This is a genomic window from Bacillus sp. CGMCC 1.16607 (assembly GCF_042683745.1).
Taxonomy (GTDB): domain Bacteria; phylum Bacillota; class Bacilli; order Bacillales; family Cytobacillaceae; genus Pseudoneobacillus.
The window spans coordinates 11,411-30,596 of record NZ_JBHUJX010000003.1; the positions used below are offsets into that span (position 1 = coordinate 11,411).

Sequence of the window (19,186 nt, forward strand, 5' to 3'; positions counted from 1 at the left end):
GCGTTAGCGCTAAATCCAACCTCAGACAAGAACCCCGAGTTGCTGTGCGCTTGCGCCAGACAACCATAAGAGATATGTTTCATTGATCCCTCTCGGATGTAATTCTTTCTTAGCCATCAAAAAAGACATTCTCCATAAATGGAGTATGCCCTAAATTAAAAAAGAAATTTCCTCTAGACACTTTGATTTTAATCATAACATCATATATTAACGATTGCAAACAGAAAAGCGCTAAGTGGCTTTATTGCAAGCCTGCCACTACTTCTTCTAATTCCATCCCACGAGATGCCTTTACTAAAACTAAGGTTTGGTTATTTGTTCGTTTTTTTAATTCTTGGATAAGAGCATTTTTATCTAAGAAGGAAAAAATACGATCCTTATGGAACGACTCGCTTGCACCCATGGCGATCTGCTTAGCTAATTTTCCGTAGGTAAATACAAAATCAATTTTATCTGGATTTAAAGTTTGCCCCATATTGTAATGAAACTCGTCTTCTTTTGGGCCAAGCTCAAGCATATCTCCTAATACTAATATCTTTTGCTCATAGCCAGGTAAATAAGTGATAAGTTCAATGGCAGCATTCATTGAAGTCGGACTCGCATTGTAGGCGTCATTGATGATTTTCTCTCCATTTTTCCCTTCGACTAATTCCATCCTCATACTCGTTAACTTAAGATTTTTAAAACCTTCATTTAATTTGGAAAAAGGAATATCGAAATGAGTTGCGATAAGCATAGCTGCAAGTGCATTCATAATATTATGAGTACCTAATACGGGTAAATAAAATTTCTCGTCGCTCGTATTCACTTTGAAATAGCTTCCAGAGTCTCCAGAAATGATTTCAGTCGGATAAATCGTGTTTCTTATACTTCTTCCAAAGGTATGAATAAAATCTCCATTTTGATAAGTATCAAGTTTGTGTCTAAGTAAAGGCTCATCGCCATAATAAACGATATAACCTGGATCCTTTAACCCATTAATGATTTCCAGTTTCGCTTCAGTAATCCCTTCTCGTGAACCTAAATCTAATAAATGAGCTTCACCAATATTGGTAATAATCACGGCATCTGGCTTTGCTAATTTGGATAAGAAATCAATTTCACCTAAACCACTCATCCCCATTTCCAATACAGCCATCTCTGTTGACTCTTCTAAGCGGAGGATCGTTAATGGAAGTCCAATATGATTATTAAAATTGCCTTCTGTTTTTTGAACCTTATATTGAAGGGAAAGAAGATTAGCTACCATATCTTTCGTCGTTGTTTTCCCGTTACTTCCTGTAACTCCGATTACTTTTACATTTAATTGATCTCGATAGCTTTTAGCCAATTCTTGTACCGCTACTAAAATATCTTCAACGATGAGTATTGGTAAATGAGTAGGAGGATTAGGAACATTCTTTTGCCAAAGCGACGCTGCAGCTCCCCGTTCTATTACATCCTCAACAAATTGATGTCGATCAATATTCTCCCCAATAAAAGGGATAAACAGATTGCCCTTTTTTATTTCGCGGGAATCGGTACAAACACCTTGAATCAAAAGGTTTTCAAACGCTTCATAATCATTTAATACGGTGATCATTTCTGCCACTTGCTTGACTGTCCTTTGAATCATCCCATTCTCTCCTTTCATAGAAAAGCGCAAGCGCCTTAAATGTTTTCTTATTTCTTTGGCTCTGTTAAAGGCTATTGTTGATTTTTAAACCGTTGATTGGAGCGGAAGTCGCTTGACTCCTGCGGGATTAGCGGGACAGGTGAGACCCCACAGGCGCGTGTAGCGCCGAGGAGGCTCAGCGTCCGCCCCGCGGAAAGCAAGCGACTGAAGCGGAAATCAACACTCTAGTTTAACAGAGCCATTTCTTTAAAAAGCGCAAAGAACTAACGGCTTTTGATATGAACCGGTAGCGCCTTACGCTGGAAAATTTTCTATTCTAAAATATGTTTAATTTTTTGTTTTTCTGTATGTCTTTCTGTGGCTAAATCAACTAGTTTTTTGATTAATTCTGGATACTCCACTCCTGTGTGTTTCCAAAGTAACGGGAACATACTAAATGGTGTAAAGCCTGGCATCGTGTTCACTTCATTAATTAATAATTTTCCTTCTTTAGTTAAAAAGAAATCTGCACGAACGAGTCCTGAACAATCTAACGCTTTATATGCTTGAATGGCCATTTCCTTTAATTCCTCGTATACCACTTCAGAAATATCAGCTGGGATGACTAAAGCTGTATTCCCATCTTCATACTTCGCTTTATAGTCATAAAAATCCTTTTTCGGGATAATTTCTCCCGCTACTGAACACTCTGGATAATCATTACCAAGGATTCCAACTTCAATTTCACGGGCTGTTACGCCTTCTTCTATAATAATTTTTCGATCGAATTGGAAGGCATCTACAAATGCTTTTTCTAACTCAGCACGGTTTGTACACTTGCTTATTCCAACACTTGAACCGAGATTAGCTGGTTTAACAAAACATGGATAACCTAGTTGATCTTCAACCGTTAAATAAGTTTTTTCATTTTCTTTTTCCCATTCACTTCGGATAAAAGAAACATAATTTACTTGAGCTAAATTCGCTTGAGCAAAAATATTCTTCATGAACACTTTATCCATTCCAACAGCAGAAGCTAAAACGCCATTCCCAACGTAAGGAAGATTCAACAATTCTAAAAGTCCTTGTACTGTTCCATCTTCACCATTTGGACCATGTAAAAGAGGAAAAATCACATCTAAAGGCTGGGATTGCCCCTCCTGTTGATTTTGGAATACGGCCGGTGCTAATGAAGTTGGTGAGAGTGCCTCGTCTGCTGAAAACTCTAGTGCTTTTACATTTTCAACAGGTCCTGTTAATTGTGGTCCCCGAACCCACTGACCTTCCGTCGTTATATATATAGGGTGAATTTCGAATTTTTCTAAATCAAGTGCTTGAATAACAGCCATAGCTGTTTGCATGGAGACTTTATGTTCAGCTGACTTGCCTCCGTATAATAAACCTAGTTTCGTTCTCATGTTAGAACCTCCATTTTTAATCAACGAATATATTTTACCACTTTCTTTAAAAGGAAATGAAGATACAGGCGAAATTTCCACTTAATATTTTATATCTTTTATATTTATGAAAAAGAGGCTTGGTTGTCGCCTAAATTGCCTAATAAAAGAAAAGCCCCTTATTATTTATGACTTAATTCCATAAATAATAAGGGCTATATAATAATTCAAATTACAATAATACTTTCCACTCATTTGTTTTCTTATCATAGATTAATTTTCCATGACATGGATCATTTTCTATTGATAATGCTTCTTCATACATATCATCCATATCTAGAAAATCTCCTAGTACCCATATAGGAATTTCCATCCTCTGTCTTGTTTCTTCCTTTTTCTTCAAGGATATGACTATTCCTTCTCGTAAAAGATGTGAGAACTGAGTTAAAGTTTTCCCTGGTATAGAAGGAAATGATCGTGATTTTCGAAGGTTGAAAATGGTTTTTTTCGTATGATTTTCGCTCAATTTTAAGCCTAACACATTACCTAATATTTCATAGAAATCTCCCATATCCCGGTAATATACTTTATTAAACCAGCCATCATCATGCGCAAGATAAGCAAAACGATTGGCGAGCTTTTGATAAAAAGGCAGCTTCAAATGCTGTTTCAAATGGCCTAAATAGAGTATTTCGGCAATTTCTTGGCCATTTAATTCATTCAGCCCTTCCACTTCGGCAAAATCTATCCAACAGAAGTTCCCATAACCATATACACCATCATTAATAAGCTTTGCCACTTTGTCTTCTGAGACATATTCAAGCAAAGTATGCATATTGAATTCAGCATCATTAAAACGATGCTTTAGCAATAAAAGATGATTCAAGTTAGAAGAACATGATTTAATAAACTCTTTAAACTCAATTCCATACGATATAACATATTGATCCAGATTATTATGATGCAGATAGATGAGATCACGTATATCGTGAGCTTGCTTTTTCAATTACAAAACCTCCGAAGAAAGAAATGCCCTAACGAATTCATTCATTTATATTGTACCAAAAAACAACCAAAAACGAAAAAATGAATTTGGTTGTCCCTTTAGCACATTAACGTACTGGGGGACTGACCCCCAGTACGTTAATGTGCTAAAGACTATAGTGGACAAACTCATTAATCGGTGATTGACCCAAAATTCCATGTTTGCCTAGGTACACATGGCGGTGAAGTCCCATATGTTATTAAGGAAAATAAGAAAGGAGGAATGGTTATGTCAGGTACAGTTGGATGGCACGGCGGAGGTTTCGCTCTTGTTGTCGTATTGTTCATTCTTTTAATCATTGTAGGTGCATCTTGGGGATTCGGCTGCTGTTAATTAATCCTTCATCTTTACAAGAATGCTTTTCCTCAAGATTGTCTAACATCATGTATAAAAGAAAAATCATTAACTAAATTAAATTGGTGGTGAAATTTTATGTTCGGATACGGTTGTGGTTACCCAGGCTATGGGTATGGTGGTGGATATGGCGGTACGTTCGTATTAATTGTAGTATTGTTCATTCTACTAATTATTGTTGGTGCATCTTGGTGTTAAAACACACGGGTACAAAGAGAATTTCTCTTTGTACCTTTTTTTGCATTTAACTCATTAAGACATATGTACTTGTTAATACATATTGAAATTACTTTTTGTCTAAAAAAATAGAAACACCAATAAAAGCATAAAAGTTGCATAGGAATGTAAAATACCAGTACTTTAATGATAGAGACCATTATGAAGGGGAGAAAGATTATGAATTTGAATGACTGGTTTGACAAAGGAATGACATTTGAAGAATATCGTAGCAGTATGAAGGTTAATCAGCAGGAATTAAACCGAGTATATGAACAACTTACTTTTTCGGATGAAGATCGTACATTCTTCAAAGAAGTTGCGAACAAAAACTGGAGAGGAATTGTACTTACAGCTGATTGGTGTGGGGACGCTGCATTAAATGTACCTGTTCTTCAAAGAATGGCTGAGGAAAGCCAAATGGAGTTACATTTTCTTATCCGGGATGAGAACTTAGAATTAATGGATCAATATTTAACAAACGGCAAATCAAGATCCATTCCCATTTTCATTTTCATCGACCAAGAGGGGAAGGAATCCATGGTATGGGGACCAAGAGCTCCTGAGGTAGAAGAGATTGTTACATTATTAAGAAGTGATTTACCAGCTACAGACTCTCCTGATTTCCAAGAAAAACAACAAAACATGTACCGTCAGTTTAGAGAGAAAATCACTTCAGACCCTGAGGTTTGGAAAACGGTCATCGAAAGCGTGAAAAAGAAGTTTTAGAGTTCGCTTTGTATACCAAGGTATTTAAACCAGTTGCCAATTTTGACAACTGGTTTTCCCATTTCGTTTTGTAGTCACAAATTACTGTGGAAAATGCTTAATATCCACGATCTTAATTCTAAGTGTCCCAGTAGGTATCTCCAAAGAAATCTCTTCATCTAGGTTCTTCAATAATAATTGTCTTCCAATTGGTGAAAAGATCGATATTTTTCCGTAATCAGGATCGATTTCTTCAGGAAAACAAATGGTATAGTGCTCTTCCTCATCGTCATCTAAATACTTAACAGAGATGGAACTTCCAATGAAGACTTTATCCATCTTCGGTACTTCTTGATTAAGGCAAGAGGTGACATACTCATTTAAATGAAGCAAATACAAATCGAAAAATCGGTCCAATTTCGCCTGTGGCAACGAATGATCTTGCCATTGCAAGACCAGCTCTTGTTTATTTTTTTCAATATAGTCGATTTGCTGATAATAGAAATTCAAATCAGAGTGATCACTTGTTTTAAGATTATGGTTCATAGTATGTAATCACTCCCTTACAAACATTTACCAAATCCCAGAATATAATAATAAAAGACATGATAACCCCTCCCAAAAAATAAAAAAAATGGGATGCCACAACTAATGGCAACCATTTCCATTATAACATGTTTCTTTACAAAAATTCGATACGTCCATTCAATGATTTATATGTTCCATTAAATATTCTGCATCGTCCCCTACACCTAGAATTAGAGCAGAACCTCTGCGGTATTGCCATGGTAAACCGAGGAAGTACAACCCATTAATCTCCGTTATCCCGCGCTCATGCCTTACCTGCCCACTAGAAGTCATCACATTCGGTATATGTAACCATGGGTACTCACTGACAAACCCAGTAGCCCAAATGATATTCTCTACCTTCATTTTTGAACCATCTTCAAAAACCACCTCATCAGTGTGAATGGTTGTTGATCTCCCTTTTAGCTTGACGCTTTGATTTTTTATTTTTTCCTTTAGTTCGTAACCAAAGATCGGATCTCCTAGTTTTTTAAACCTTTTCCCAATAGTTGAATGGCGATTTGCTTTAAGTATCCCTATTTTTTCAAACCACCAAAAGATGCTTTTCCCAGCTAAGGATAATGGAAGAAAGCGGATCTTTTGCCCTACGGAAAGAAAGGTATCATGGGTCTTTGACAATTCAACTGCAATTTGTGTACCCGAATTTCCCCCTCCAACGACCAAAACTGAGCCCTCTTTCAACTGTGATGAATTTTTATATTGTGAGGAATGCAATTGCACGATTTCTTGGGGCAATTTTTTTGAAAATGTTGGGATTCTCGGGGTTTGAAAAGGCCCTGTGGCGATGATTACTCTTTTCGCTTGAATGACTGATTGACCCGTTTGAATATAGAATATCCCCCCCTCTTTATATACTTTTTCGACCTCCACTTCACATTGAATAGGCAAATCAAATGTTCGGGCATATCTTTCTAAGTAATCGGCCATTTCGTCCTTTGTTGGAAACACATTTTGTGCCCCTTCTAATGGTAACCCTGGTAACGAACTGTGAGAACGTGGTGTAAATAACACTAAGGAATCGTACCTCTTTCTCCAACTGTCACCTATGCGTTTTTGATTATCTAGAATGATAAATTTCATGTGCGACTTCTTTAAAAAATAGCCCATCGACAGCCCTGCCTGACCTCCACCAATGACAACTACATCAAATATCATAATTATTGCACCTTCTTATATATGAATATATGTTCATATATAAGATAATATATAATAACAAACTTGTAAATACTTTCCTTCAAAAAATGAAATATGACATTCATCGTCCGTTCATATTCGCTTCCTATAATGAAATAAGAAAAGCGGAAGCGCCTGTTTAGCGAGGTATGGACTGGCTCGCTCCGTATGAGATAAAGGAAACACGAAGAGCGATAGCGATTCGATGTTGACTTATCGTAAGGAGGAGAGGGACAGTACACTAGTCGCTAGGCGCTGGAGCTGGACAATTTTCGAAGTGAAAACAGGAATGCTTTCTTATTTCAAAGAACGATAAGGAGTGGATATGATGCTTAAGCCTTTTCAAAAAATAGTCAAATTCGCAAGCAGTTCAAAAGGAGCCAAAATCGTCATTATGGTCTGGATTGCGGCTGTGATCCTTTTGAGTGCACTTGCTCCATCCGCAAAAGTATATGAACAAAATAGTAAAGAAGGCAGTGTGAAAGGAAACACGCCATCTGAAATAGCCAATCAAGTTTTGAAAGAACAATTTCCCTCAACAGAAGGATTACCGGCACTGCTTGTTTTCCATCGTAACACCAAAATAACGAATAAAGACTTAGAGAAAATAAATGAATTGAGTAAGTGGCTCTCTTCAAATAAAAAGCCTGAACACATCATTAGCGCACTACCTTTTCATGAACTACCTACACCTGTACAAAAGCAAATGTTTTCTGAAGATGATTCGACACTTTTAATTAATTTACTTTTAGAACCTAATTTGGATTCCGACTTAGCTCTTAAAACATTGGATAAAATCAGAACGAAAGTGAAAGCCCTCCACATGGATCAATTACATTTTGAAATTACTGGCCCCGCGGGGATTTCAGCCGATACCATTTCTTTATTTAAAAGTGCTGATGTTGTGCTCATGCTTGCAACAGTCGGGTTAATCTTTATTATCCTTATTGCCATTTATCGATCTCCACTACTTGCGATTACTCCATTAATAATCGCTGGAATTGTGTATGGAGTAGTTGATCGAATCTTAGGCTTAGCTGGAGAAAATGACTGGTTTACCGTCGATAGCTCTGCTGTTTCCATCATGCTTGTCCTACTATTTGCCGTATTGACTGACTACAGTTTATTTATTTTTTCACGATATCGTGAAGAGTTAAAAAAATACGCTTCGAAGTATGAGGCGATGAGTGAAGCCATGCATCACTTATCTGAACCGATCCTTTTTAGTGGCGGTACCGTACTGTTAGCCATGCTGACGTTGTTTGTGACTCTATTTGAGCCTTACAATCATTTTGCTCCTGTTTTTTCAATTGCCGTTGTCGTTATTTTACTTGCAGGATTAACACTCATCCCAAGTATTTTTGCACTAATGGGCCGAAAAGCGTTTTGGCCATATGTTCCGAAGCAGGAAAAAGAGAAAAAGCAGAAAGAAACGATTTGGTCCAAAGTAAGTGTGCAAGTGATGAAACGTCCGGCCATATTAGCAGGCATTTTACTTATTGGCTTATTAATTGGTGCATTCAATTTTACTTCAATGAAATATTCTTTTAACTTATTAAAATCATTCCCAGATGATATGCCTTCACGTGTCGGGTTTGAATTACTTGAAGACCATTATCCTGCTGGCCAGTTAGCACCTGTAACGATCATCCTTCATACCGATAAAAAAATAACTGTAAATGAGGAATTTTTCCAAAAAATAACGTCACTAGAAAAAGAATTGGAAGTACAAGAAGGGGTTAATTCTGTAACTCCACTGATAACAGAGAAAATGATGAAAGACATTTCGCTGCTACCAAGAAACTTCTTGGCAGAATCGGGAAATGCCGTGCGTCTCCAAGTGATTCTGAATAGTAATCCATATGAAGTGAAATCGCTGGAAACAGTGAAGCATTTACGTGATTCAGCTGAGCAGCTAATAAAAAGAAGTGGCCTTTCAACAAATGACTATCAGCTTCACTTCTCAGGTCAATCCGCAAGTCAGCTAGACGTAAACGAAATGAATCAACGTGATATGATTGTCTTATTCTCAGTTGTAACCGTGTTACTTACGATTATGCTTTGGTTCCAAACAAGATCCGTTCTTTTACCTATATTGATGATGTCGACGATTCTTCTATCATATTTTGCAACATTAGGTTTCGGCTGGTGGATATTCAAACATCTTATGGGTTATGAGGCGATTAGCTATCGCTTGCCTGTGTATACATTCGTGTTCATGGTTGCGTTAGGAATTGATTACAATATCATGCTCGTATCGAGAATAAAAGAGGAAGCCACAAAGCTTCCATGGAAAGAAGCAGTTGGAAAAGGGGTTGCTTTAACTGGAGGAGTCATCTCATCAGCAGGTCTCATTCTTGCAGCCACATTTACCGTATTGATGACCCAACCATTACAAGAACTGTTTTTATTCGGGTTTACCATGGCACTTGGGATACTGCTCGATACATTTTTAATTAGAGGAATTTTCCTTCCGGCTATTTTAATTTTGACAAATAAAAAAGACAGAGCAGAAATAAATACTGGGCAAGATGTAATTGTATGAGTGTGGCGAACAGTGCAATAGCGCTGTTCGTCTTTTTATTTTGTTTTAGGTCAAAAGGATTTTTGTAAGTATTTGTCGAAATGAAAACTATCTATAGCCATTTAATATTTTACTAGGAGATTTTTACAAATGAAAAAAAGGTTAAAAATCATACTTATTTCGGTACTTATTCTCATCACCACCGCTTTTATTCCAACACCTTATTATCTCTATCAACCTGGACCGATTGAAGAATTATCCTCTAAAGTCCAAGTTCAAAACGGATATGAAAATGAAAAAGGCAGCTTTAACTTAACAACCGTATTAACTTCCAAAGCAAGCAATATTTATTATTTAGTTTATGGATTACTTGCCCCACATACTGAGATTAAAAAGGTTGAAGAAGTACAAGGAGATTTATCAGAAAAAGAATACTCAGATCGACTTGAATTTATGATGAAAGATTCCAAACAAAATGCTTTAGTTTCAGCTTTCTCTAAAGCCGGTATCGAGGTTCCAATCCAATATCACGGAATATTTGTAATGTACGTACAACCAAAATCAAAAGCCAAGGGAATTCTTAAAGTAGGAGATACAATCACAAAGGTGGATGGCCAAACGGTCAATGAAGTTGCTGCATTCACTCAGTATATAAGTGACAATAAAAACGTCAATGATTATGTAGAATTAACAATTTTACGTAATGGAAAAGAGATCAATAAGAAGGTAGAAGTCATTCAGCTTGACCCTTCCTCACAAAAATTAGGACTAGGCATACAACCCGAAGAAGATTTCACAGCCTCCATTTCTAAAGACGTAAAAATTAATAGTGATGACATCGGGGGACCATCTGCTGGACTCATGTTCTCATTAGAGATATATAATCAATTAACCCCAAATGACTTGACGAAAGGTTATAAAATTGCGGGAACTGGAGCAATTGATCATAACGGAAATGTCGGTCAAATCGGTGGAATTACACATAAATTAACTGCTGCTAATCAAGAAGGTGTGGACATCTTCTTCGCACCAAAGGATATAAACCCCATTGATTCTAATGAAAAGGATGCTAAAAGCTTCGCAGAAAAATATGAGTCTTCTATGAAAATAGTGCCGGTGGCTACTTTATCAGAAGCTATAAATTATTTAGAAGGAATAAAAGAAAAGTAATCTTGATTTGTCATTTAGAGCATGTTATTATAAACAAAATATTCCAAAAGTAAATCTATGAAGAGAATAAGTATGTTTGTATAATACTCTACAGCGAGCTGGGTATGGTGGAAGCCAGCGGGGAAAGCCAAACAGAATCATCATCTCTGAGATGCAAGGCTGAATTTTGAGTAAGTCTTGACGGATGTCCACCGTTACAAGGAACGCGTATGATGGTACGTTGACAGAGCGCTGCTGCATGTTGTAGCAGAATTTGGGTGGTAACGCGGGTAATACACTCGTCCCTTTTTATAGGGACGGGTGTTTTTTATTTTCAAGTAAGAAAGTACAACTTTTTGGGACTTTTTAAATTGTCCAGCTCCAGCGCCTAGCCCCTCGAGGTCAAATGTTCGCCACCCAAAAAGTCAAAGAACGACTTTCCGGGTGGCGAAGCATTTGCTTGTCGGGGCTGATCAAGGCGCTTACGCTTTTCTAATTAAAAGGAGGGTTTACCGTGGAAAAGGAAACAAACACAATGAGAGAACAAAGGCTACTTCAATACTGGGAAACGGAAGGAATTTTTCAAAAATCAGTTCAGAACCGAGAGAACAGCGAGACTTTCGTGTTTTACGAAGGACCGCCAACCGCCAATGGTCTTCCTCACGTTGGGCATGCTCTCGGTAGAACGATCAAGGATATCATCGCCAGATATCAAACCATGAAAGGAAAACAGGTCATCCGAAAAGCTGGCTGGGACACTCATGGATTACCTGTTGAATTAGGGGTTGAGAAAGCTCTTGGCATCTCTGGTAAGCAAGCGATTGAAGAATATGGGGTGGAAGCGTTTATTGAAAAATGTAAGGAAAGCGTCTTTTCCTATGAAAAGCAGTGGCGGGAATTTACAAGGGATTTAGGATACTGGGTGGATATGGATAACCCGTATATGACGATGAGCAATGAGTACATTGAATCGGTTTGGCATATACTTGGCACCATTCACGAGAAAGGCTGGTTGTATAAAGGGCATCGCGTCTCACCTTATTGCCCAAGCTGCCAAACTTCTTTAAGCTCGCACGAAGTTGCTCAAGGGTACAAAAATGTAAAAGACCTTAGTGCGACTGTAAAATTTAAGTTGAAGAATAAAGACAATGAGTTTGTATTGGGTTGGACAACAACACCTTGGACACTTCCGACAAATGTGGCACTTGCGGTAGGGAGTGAAATTGATTATGCAAAAGTCCAAGTTGAAAATGAAACCTATATTGTAGCTGCCTCTAGAGTCGATCAAGTTATCGGTCAACACGGTGTCATTTTAGAGACCGTTAAAGGTAAATCTTTAGTCGGTCTCTCGTATGAACCGCCTTTCCAATTTGCTGAGGTTAAAAAAGGACATCTCATCGTCGAAGCTACATTTGTGACAGAAGAAAGTGGAACAGGGATTGTCCATATTGCTCCCGCTTACGGGGAAGATGATTATCGACTCGTCCAAGAAAACGAACTTTCCTTCATAAATGTCGTGGATGAAAGAGGGCGGTATATGGAGTTGGTCACACCTCTTGCTGGGCAATTCGTTAAAGAGAGTGATGTGGATATCGTCAAATTACTTCATGAAAAAGGCCTGCTTTTTCATAAGGAAAAGTACGAACATTCCTACCCTCATTGCTGGAGATGTGATACACCTTTACTTTATTATGCGACAGAAAGCTGGTTCATTAAAACGACAGCATTAAAGGAAGATTTTATTGCAAAAAATCAACAGGTGAACTGGTATCCCGATCACATTAAAAATGGCCGCTTCGGAAATTTCCTCGAAGGACTTGTCGACTGGAATATTAGCCGAAATCGTTATTGGGGTACTCCGTTGAACGTTTGGGTATGTTCCTCCTGTCAAACAGAATTTTCACCTAAAAGTCTAACTGATTTAATGAAACATGCGAATGAATCATTTACTGAAATGGAGCTTCATAAACCTTATGTAGACAATGTTACGTTCAGATGTCCTTGTTGCGAAGGGACGATGCATCGAACACCCGAAGTCATTGATGTGTGGTTTGATAGTGGCTCCATGCCATTTGCTCAATATCATACCCCTTTTGAAAATGAGGAAATGTTCAAAAAGCAATTCCCTGCTGATGTAGTTGTTGAAGGAATCGATCAAACACGTGGTTGGTTTTATTCCCTACTAGCTGTCTCGATTTTATATACAGGGGAAGTTCCGTATAGGAATGTATTAGCAACCGGACATGTGTTAGATGAGCATGGACAAAAAATGTCTAAAAGTAAAGGAAATGCCCTAGATCCAGTTGAACTCATCAAATCCTATGGTGCTGACCCACTAAGATGGGCATTAGTAGAAGATAGTGCACCATGGAATCAAAAACGTTTTTCCAAGCGAAATGTTCAAGAAGCAAAATCAAAGCTGATTGATACCCTTTCAAGCATTTTCCATTTTTATCAGCTATATGCTGAAATTGATTCCTTCCAGCCAAATTTAGAAATTGTCCGGAACCTAAGCATTATGGATCAATGGATTTTATCTAGGGTTGCTACAACGGCAAGTGAAATGAAAAAAGAAATGGATCAGTATCAACTAACAAATGCAGCTAGATTAGCAGGACAGTTAGTGGAGGAAATGAGTAATTGGTATATTCGCAGAAACAGGCATCGTTTTTGGAGCAGTGGAATGTCAGATGATAAACTGGCGGCTTTTCAAACACTGTATACAATCCTTTTAGATACCTCAAGACTGTTGGCACCTTTTGTTCCTTTTATAGCAGAAGATATTTATTTTTCCTTAAAGGGAGAAAGTGTTCATTTAGCTAATTATCCTCATTTGCCGAATGAGTTACGGAACCATGAGCTTGAGGAACAGATGCAAGCCATATTGGAAATTGTAGAGCTTGGTCGAAGTGTTCGACATGCAAAACAATTAAAGACGAAACAGCCTTTAGCTAAGATGGTGATCATTTCTAGTTCTCTTGATCACTCTGAACTAATTCCTTTTGAAGAAATTATTAAAGATGAATTGAATGTGAAGACGATTGAATGGGCCGATTCATCGAATGAATTTATTAAACATCAATTGAAGCTTAATTTTAAAACAGCGGGTCCAAGGCTTGGGAAACATGTGAATGAGGTAAATCAAAGACTACTTCGAGCTGATTCTCATATAATTGAGCAATTTTTAAAAGATGAGGTTTTGTCTTTTGTGTTGGAGAATGGTGACAATATACATGTAACTCTAGAAGAAGTAGTCATCCAAAAAACAACCACTTCTCAAGGTTATTCCGAAGCGTCAAACCGAAATTTCACGATCATTATTGATACCCAGTTAACGAGTGAACTTATTAAAGAAGGAACGGTTCGCGACTTTATTCGGAGCATCCAAGATCTTCGGAAGAAGCTCGATTTACCAGTTGAAAAGAGAGTTCATCTTTTTGTAGATGGGCCAGAGGAATTTTTAAAAATGCTTAGTGAGTTTGATACTTTAGTTCAAAAAGGAATTCTCCTGGACTCCCTTCAGTTTGTAAGGGTGGATGAAATGGAGAAAATGACCGTTGGGGAGTATGAGATACTAGTAGGCATTCAATAATATGTTATGCTTATGGTAAAAAATACATGAGGTGAACTGGATGGACAATCAATATTTTGTCGGTTGGGGGACGCTCGCTCTTATTAATGCAGGGTTAGCCCAGGGGAAAAATAGAACAGGGCTTAACTGGTTTCTACTCTCTTTAGTTCTTGGACCAATCGCTACATTAATATTATTGTTTTCGGAGAAAAAAACTGATTGATGTGGAAAGCGAACAGTTTGGGGCTGTTCGCCTTTTTTGCTTATTTTTCCAATTTAAATCTAGTCCAGACTCTCTTTAGTGTGCTACGATACAGATAGATCATTTAGGAGGTGAACAATATTGATAATGAAAGATATCGATCCATCGCTTGTTCTACAAGGCTTGGAATCTGTTCAAAATCGTTTACGTGAAGGGCATCCGCTACTCGATCATTTTTCTGTTAAGTACTCAAATAAATTAGCAGGAATTGGTGGTGAGGAACGTGTCGCAGATGAATTTCGCAAACACTCTTTTTCCATAGACCACCGCATTTACCACGATCTATCCCTTTCTTCTAGTAGCCCATTTCAAATGGATAATTTTTTTCTAACTCACTATTATGGAATTATTTTTGAAGTGAAAAATATTTCAGGTAAATTGAGATTCTTGGATAATCCCGCACAGCTTATTCAAATCAAAGATGGTGAACAAGAAAGAGGCTTAGACAGCCCTGCTGCACAAGTCGAGCGAAATCGCGAACTACTGGACATTTGGCTAAAGAGCCGCAACATTCATTTGCCGGTCTATGGAGTTGTTGTGTTAGCCTATCCGAAACAAATTGTTGAAAAGGCACCCGCAAAGACAAAGGTTTTATTCCCCAACTTAATTGCCCCATTCATTCGAAACATTCCACAAAAACAAACTAAGTTGGACAATGATACGTTCCATTGGCTAGCAAGCGAACTATTAAACAACCACATTATGCATGTTCCAGACCCTATTTGCAGTACCTATCAAATATCTAAAAGTGACATCCTTACTGGAGTAAGGTGCGAATTGTGTGGCCATATCGGTATGGAAAAGACAACTAGAAGCTGGTATTGTTCAAAATGTAAAACCTCTGACCCGTTAGCCTATCAAAAAGCCATTAAAGAGTGGTTTTTACTAATTGGAAGAAATATAACGAATGCCGATTGTCGAGAGTTTTTGCATGTTGATAAGCATACTGCAACTCGCATATTGAAAAGAATGAATTTGCAAAGTGAAGGGTCATATAAAGACCGGACATATAGTATGAACTTTAACGATTTTCTAAAATAGAACAAGTATTTCTCTCTATCCGAGAGTATTTCCTCTCTATCCGAGAGTATTTCCTCTCCATCCGAGAGTATTTTCTCTCTATCCGAGAGTATTTCCTCTCCATCCGAGAGTATTCCCTCTCTATCCGAGATTATTTCCTCTCTATCCGAGAGTATTTCCTCTCCATCCGAGAGTATTTCCTCTCTATCCGAGATTATTTCCTCTCTATCCGAGAGTATTTCCTCTCTATCCGAGAGTATTTCCTCTCTATCCGAGAGTATTTCCTCTCCATCCGAGAGTATTTCCTCTCTATCCGAGAGTATTTCCTCTCCATCCGAGAGTATTTCTGCTCTATCAAAGAGTATCCACCAGAATTATAAAAGAAAAGGCGAACCACGCCGATCGTGCCGCTGTTCGCCTCCCGATCATGATCCTGTCGACCGATAATGTCTAACTCCAACATGCCACACCAAGAGGCAAGGTATAATAAATAGACTTCCTATTAACGGAACCAGCATGTAGAGAAGCTCGTTTCCCCCACTATTTTTTCCAAGAATAAATAGGAGCGGCAAGTAGTTGACTGTTCCAAAAGGAATGACGTAGGTGAAAAACTTTGCGACCCATTTTTGATAAATATTTAATGGGTATTGCGCCATTTCCCTGCCACCATCTGTAAAGATGTTGGTAAACTCAAGTCCTTGAACAGTCCAAAAACACATCGTCGCCGCCAATATATAAATTCCAACAAAAATAAAGACTCCACTTACAACCATCAGAAAAAGGGTAACTGCCTTAACCATACTCCACTCTATTGAAAGATTCACCAAAGCCCATACCAAAACCATCACACTTTGGAGTATTCTTCCAAATCTCGTAAACTCAAATTTTGATCCCAGTACCTGTACAACGGTGCTGCGAGGTCGGACTAATAGTCGATCAAACTCCCCATTCACAACAAGACTTGAAAAAGCGTCAAATCCACGTGCGAAGCACTCACTTATGGCAAACGCCATATGAATAACTGCGAAACAAAGGGCGACCTCGAAGAAATCCCATCCTTTAATTTGGCCGAAACGTTCAAATAAGAAGTAAAGCCCCGCGAAAACAGAAAACGGAATGAAAAACTGTCCGAACGATAAGAGCCAAAATGATGTACGGTATTGCATTTGTGATTTTAATAGAATGAGTAAATATTTAAAATAAAGACTCAAGTGCTCATCATCCTCCTTGTACGACAACTTGTCTTAATGCCTTGTTTAGCGACAATCTCCCTAACCAAACAAGAAGAACTAGCCAAATCAGTTGGACACCGATCCCCATCATCGCTTCATTCAGTGGGATGTGTCCAGAATAAACCCTAAACGGAAAATCAGCTGTTAAGCGGAACGGAAGTAGATAAGCGATATTTTGAAGCCAATCGGGCATAAGCGGAATCGGAATGATTAATCCGGCAAAAAATTCGCCAAGGACACTGATCATTAGTGTTGAACCGACAGGAGACATTGTGATAAAGACGGAAATATAAATAAACATAGAAATAGCAACAAGCAGAAATAATCCTAAAATTAATGCAAACACAAATAATACACCGGTAATAAAATTCGGTGGAAGTGTCATTCGATACGGTTCAGGTAGAAAAAAAGCAATAATTAAGATTGGAAAGCTTCTTAGTAAAGCACTCGACAGCCGTCCTGCTAGTAGTTTGGCATACCAAAAGCCGTATATTTCACATGGACGACAAAGCTCATAAGCGATATTCCCGCTTGTAATTAAATTAAATATCTCATTGTCACGAAACCATAACATAATAAATGATAAAAAAGATTGTTGTAGCCATATGTAAGTAATTAATGCCTTTAATGATATCGGCGGGGTGATAGGAGAATGTTCGTAGAATGCTTCAAAGATCATGATGTAAAGAAATCCCAAAAAAAATTGCGTTGCCACTCCAGCTAAAGCTGATGCTCTGTACTGCATTCCATTTAGTAAACGTAGTTTCAACACTGAATAATAGGCACTCATATTTGGTACTCCTTATAAAGCTGAACGATAACTTCCTCGATGGGCCTTGACTCAATCGCTACATCCACCAATTCTACTTTGCTAGATAATTGAGTGATTACCTCTGAAGTCAAAATTTGATCCGTATCTACACTAAGAACGGCTCGTTCAGGTGACCAAGATAGCATCGTTGTGCCTGGAATTTGAAAAGGAGTATTATTTTCATGATAATCAATCGTAATCGTTTTTTGTGTTCCAAACTGATTACGTAATTGTGCCAAATTCCCATCGTACAATAATTGACCTTTTCCAATTAAAATAACCCTTTCAGCCAAAGCCTCAATATCGCTCATATCGTGAGTGGTTAAAATAATGGTAACTTTCTTTTCTTCGTTGATTTTTTTAATAAACTGTCGGACGGCAATTTTTGAAACGGCATCAAGACCGATTGTAGGTTCATCCAAAAATAAGATTTTCGGACTATGAAGGAGTGAGGCGGCAATTTCACAGCGCATGCGTTGACCTAGGCTTAATTGGCGGACTGGTGAATTTAGAATGTCTTGCAATTCAAGAGCAGTCGTTAACTCGTCTAGATTTTGCTGATATTCCTCTTTGGGGACCTTGTAAATATCACGTAAAAGCTCAAATGAATCGATAACAGGAACATCCCACCATAGCTGAGATCTTTGTCCAAAAACGACTCCAATATGCTTGACATACTGCGCTCGGTCCTTCCATGGATTAAAGCCCATAATCGTACAATTTCCGTTGTCTGGTACCAAAATACCACTCATCACCTTAATTGTTGTCGACTTTCCCGCACCATTCGGGCCGATATAGCCAACAATTTCACCAGGTTCAATGGAAAAGGTTATATCCTTTAGAGCTGGAACAATCGTATGTTCCCGATAGAATAGTGCTTTTGTTGCCTGACGTAAACCTTTTGCACGTTTGGCAACCTTGTAAGACTTGCTGATACCTTTTAATTCAATCACATATTTCCCTCCCAACATTTTGAGTCACAGAGGGAAATATTAGCACTTTTAATTTATACCTGTCAAGAATTTTTAGAATATTAATAAAGGAGCTTTTAAGATAAATAGAGAATTATTATTTTAGAAAAACCAAAGGAGTCTATCATGACAAAAAATGAGCTTATTTATTCTTATGTGATCCCTAACTCTGACGATCTTTACAACCTTTATAACAATGATGGATGGAATGATTTCTTAAAACTACCAAAGGAAACTTTACATCAGGCAATGACGCAAAGCTGGTGTGTTTTAAGCGTTTATGATAAAAATCTTTTAATCGGCACAGGCCGAATCATTTCAGATGGACTGATTAATGCCTATCTTTGTGGATTAATCGTTCATCCAAACTATCGAAATCAAGGGATAGGAATGGAAATGGTGCGAAGATTAGTGGAGCATTGCAATAAAGCTAATCTACATATTCAATTACTCTGCGAGGAAGAAAAAGCCCCGTACTATGAAAAGCTAGGATTTGAAGAGTTTACGATTGGAATGAAATATAATGTAATTCAAAAATAACACCGTTGGTTATCCAACGGTGTCTTTACTA

Annotated in this window: 17 protein-coding genes and 1 other annotated feature; of the genes, 9 read left to right on the forward strand and 8 right to left on the reverse strand. The window is 37.9% G+C overall.

Annotated elements, in window-relative coordinates; all coding sequences use genetic code 11:
- Window positions 1–241: 241 nt before the first annotated feature.
- From ACFSO7_RS00290 to ACFSO7_RS00300, 3 genes are all read right to left on the reverse strand, one after another.
- Window positions 242–1,615, reverse strand: coding sequence for a UDP-N-acetylmuramoyl-tripeptide--D-alanyl-D-alanine ligase (locus ACFSO7_RS00290; protein WP_377874305.1), 1,374 nt, complete (start codon window positions 1,613–1,615; stop codon window positions 242–244).
- Between the two features lie 311 nt (window positions 1,616–1,926).
- A complete protein-coding gene (locus ACFSO7_RS00295) occupies window positions 1,927–3,012 on the reverse strand; it encodes a D-alanine--D-alanine ligase (RefSeq protein WP_377874307.1) in 1,086 nt (361 codons plus the stop codon).
- A 211-nt stretch (window positions 3,013–3,223) separates the two neighbouring features.
- Window positions 3,224–3,997: a hypothetical protein gene (locus ACFSO7_RS00300; protein WP_377874309.1), complete on the reverse strand. Its 774-nt coding sequence runs from the start codon at window positions 3,995–3,997 to the stop codon at window positions 3,224–3,226.
- A 267-nt stretch (window positions 3,998–4,264) separates the two neighbouring features.
- On the opposite strand from ACFSO7_RS00300, the gene ACFSO7_RS00305 reads away from it, so the two are divergent.
- From ACFSO7_RS00305 to ACFSO7_RS00315, 3 genes are all read left to right on the forward strand, one after another.
- Complete coding sequence (locus tag ACFSO7_RS00305; RefSeq protein WP_377874311.1) at window positions 4,265–4,369, forward strand: YjcZ family sporulation protein; 105 nt, start codon at window positions 4,265–4,267, stop codon at window positions 4,367–4,369.
- 99 nt (window positions 4,370–4,468) lie between these two features.
- Entirely contained in the window at window positions 4,469–4,588 is a 120-nt protein-coding gene (locus ACFSO7_RS00310; protein WP_377874313.1) for a YjcZ family sporulation protein, read from the forward strand.
- Window positions 4,589–4,786: 198 nt separating this feature from the next.
- Entirely contained in the window at window positions 4,787–5,335 is a 549-nt protein-coding gene (locus tag ACFSO7_RS00315; RefSeq protein WP_377874315.1) for a thioredoxin family protein, read from the forward strand.
- Window positions 5,336–5,416: 81 nt separating this feature from the next.
- On the opposite strand, the gene ACFSO7_RS00320 is transcribed toward ACFSO7_RS00315, so the two are convergent.
- Both ACFSO7_RS00320 and ACFSO7_RS00325 read right to left on the reverse strand, forming a co-directional pair.
- Window positions 5,417–5,860: a GreA/GreB family elongation factor gene (locus tag ACFSO7_RS00320; RefSeq protein WP_377874317.1), complete on the reverse strand. Its 444-nt coding sequence runs from the start codon at window positions 5,858–5,860 to the stop codon at window positions 5,417–5,419.
- 159 nt (window positions 5,861–6,019) lie between these two features.
- The gene (locus ACFSO7_RS00325; protein WP_377874319.1) at window positions 6,020–7,057 is read right to left on the reverse strand and encodes a flavin-containing monooxygenase; all 1,038 of its coding nucleotides are present in this window, start codon (window positions 7,055–7,057) and stop codon (window positions 6,020–6,022) included.
- Between the two features lie 346 nt (window positions 7,058–7,403).
- Here ACFSO7_RS00325 and ACFSO7_RS00330 point away from each other — a divergent pair, with 346 nt between their 5' ends.
- The 5 genes from ACFSO7_RS00330 (at window position 7,404) to ACFSO7_RS00350 (ending at window position 15,622) form a co-directional block, all read left to right on the forward strand.
- Window positions 7,404–9,620: an MMPL family transporter gene (locus ACFSO7_RS00330; RefSeq protein WP_377874321.1), complete on the forward strand. Its 2,217-nt coding sequence runs from the start codon at window positions 7,404–7,406 to the stop codon at window positions 9,618–9,620.
- Window positions 9,621–9,749: 129 nt separating this feature from the next.
- A complete protein-coding gene (locus ACFSO7_RS00335) occupies window positions 9,750–10,769 on the forward strand; it encodes a SepM family pheromone-processing serine protease (RefSeq protein ID WP_377874323.1) in 1,020 nt (339 codons plus the stop codon).
- A 48-nt stretch (window positions 10,770–10,817) separates the two neighbouring features.
- Window positions 10,818–11,058 (forward strand) — a binding site (T-box leader).
- Between the two features lie 225 nt (window positions 11,059–11,283).
- Complete coding sequence (ileS, locus tag ACFSO7_RS00340; protein WP_377874481.1) at window positions 11,284–14,340, forward strand: isoleucine--tRNA ligase; 3,057 nt, start codon at window positions 11,284–11,286, stop codon at window positions 14,338–14,340.
- 40 nt (window positions 14,341–14,380) lie between these two features.
- Window positions 14,381–14,542, forward strand: coding sequence for a hypothetical protein (locus ACFSO7_RS00345; protein ID WP_377874325.1), 162 nt, complete (start codon window positions 14,381–14,383; stop codon window positions 14,540–14,542).
- Between the two features lie 126 nt (window positions 14,543–14,668).
- Window positions 14,669–15,622 (forward strand): nuclease-related domain-containing protein, encoded by a 954-nt coding sequence (locus ACFSO7_RS00350; protein ID WP_377874483.1) that lies wholly within the window; start codon window positions 14,669–14,671, stop codon window positions 15,620–15,622.
- A 404-nt stretch (window positions 15,623–16,026) separates the two neighbouring features.
- Here ACFSO7_RS00350 and ACFSO7_RS00355 read toward each other — a convergent pair whose 3' ends face one another.
- Genes ACFSO7_RS00355 through ACFSO7_RS00365 form a run of 3 tightly spaced genes read right to left on the reverse strand, consistent with a single transcriptional unit; the run spans window position 16,027 to window position 18,597 of the window.
- Entirely contained in the window at window positions 16,027–16,812 is a 786-nt protein-coding gene (locus ACFSO7_RS00355; RefSeq protein WP_377874326.1) for an ABC transporter permease, read from the reverse strand.
- Window positions 16,813–16,819: 7 nt separating this feature from the next.
- Window positions 16,820–17,623: an ABC transporter permease gene (locus tag ACFSO7_RS00360; RefSeq protein ID WP_377874328.1), complete on the reverse strand. Its 804-nt coding sequence runs from the start codon at window positions 17,621–17,623 to the stop codon at window positions 16,820–16,822.
- Entirely contained in the window at window positions 17,620–18,597 is a 978-nt protein-coding gene (locus tag ACFSO7_RS00365; protein ID WP_377874330.1) for an ABC transporter ATP-binding protein, read from the reverse strand. The genes ACFSO7_RS00360 and ACFSO7_RS00365 overlap by 4 nt, the downstream gene beginning before the upstream one ends.
- Before the next feature lie 144 nt (window positions 18,598–18,741).
- Here ACFSO7_RS00365 and ACFSO7_RS00370 point away from each other — a divergent pair, with 144 nt between their 5' ends.
- Window positions 18,742–19,155 carry a GNAT family N-acetyltransferase gene (locus tag ACFSO7_RS00370; protein WP_377874332.1) on the forward strand — a complete coding sequence of 138 codons (414 nt, stop codon included), beginning with the start codon at window positions 18,742–18,744 and terminating at the stop codon, window positions 19,153–19,155.
- The last annotated feature ends 31 nt before the right edge of the window (window positions 19,156–19,186 follow it).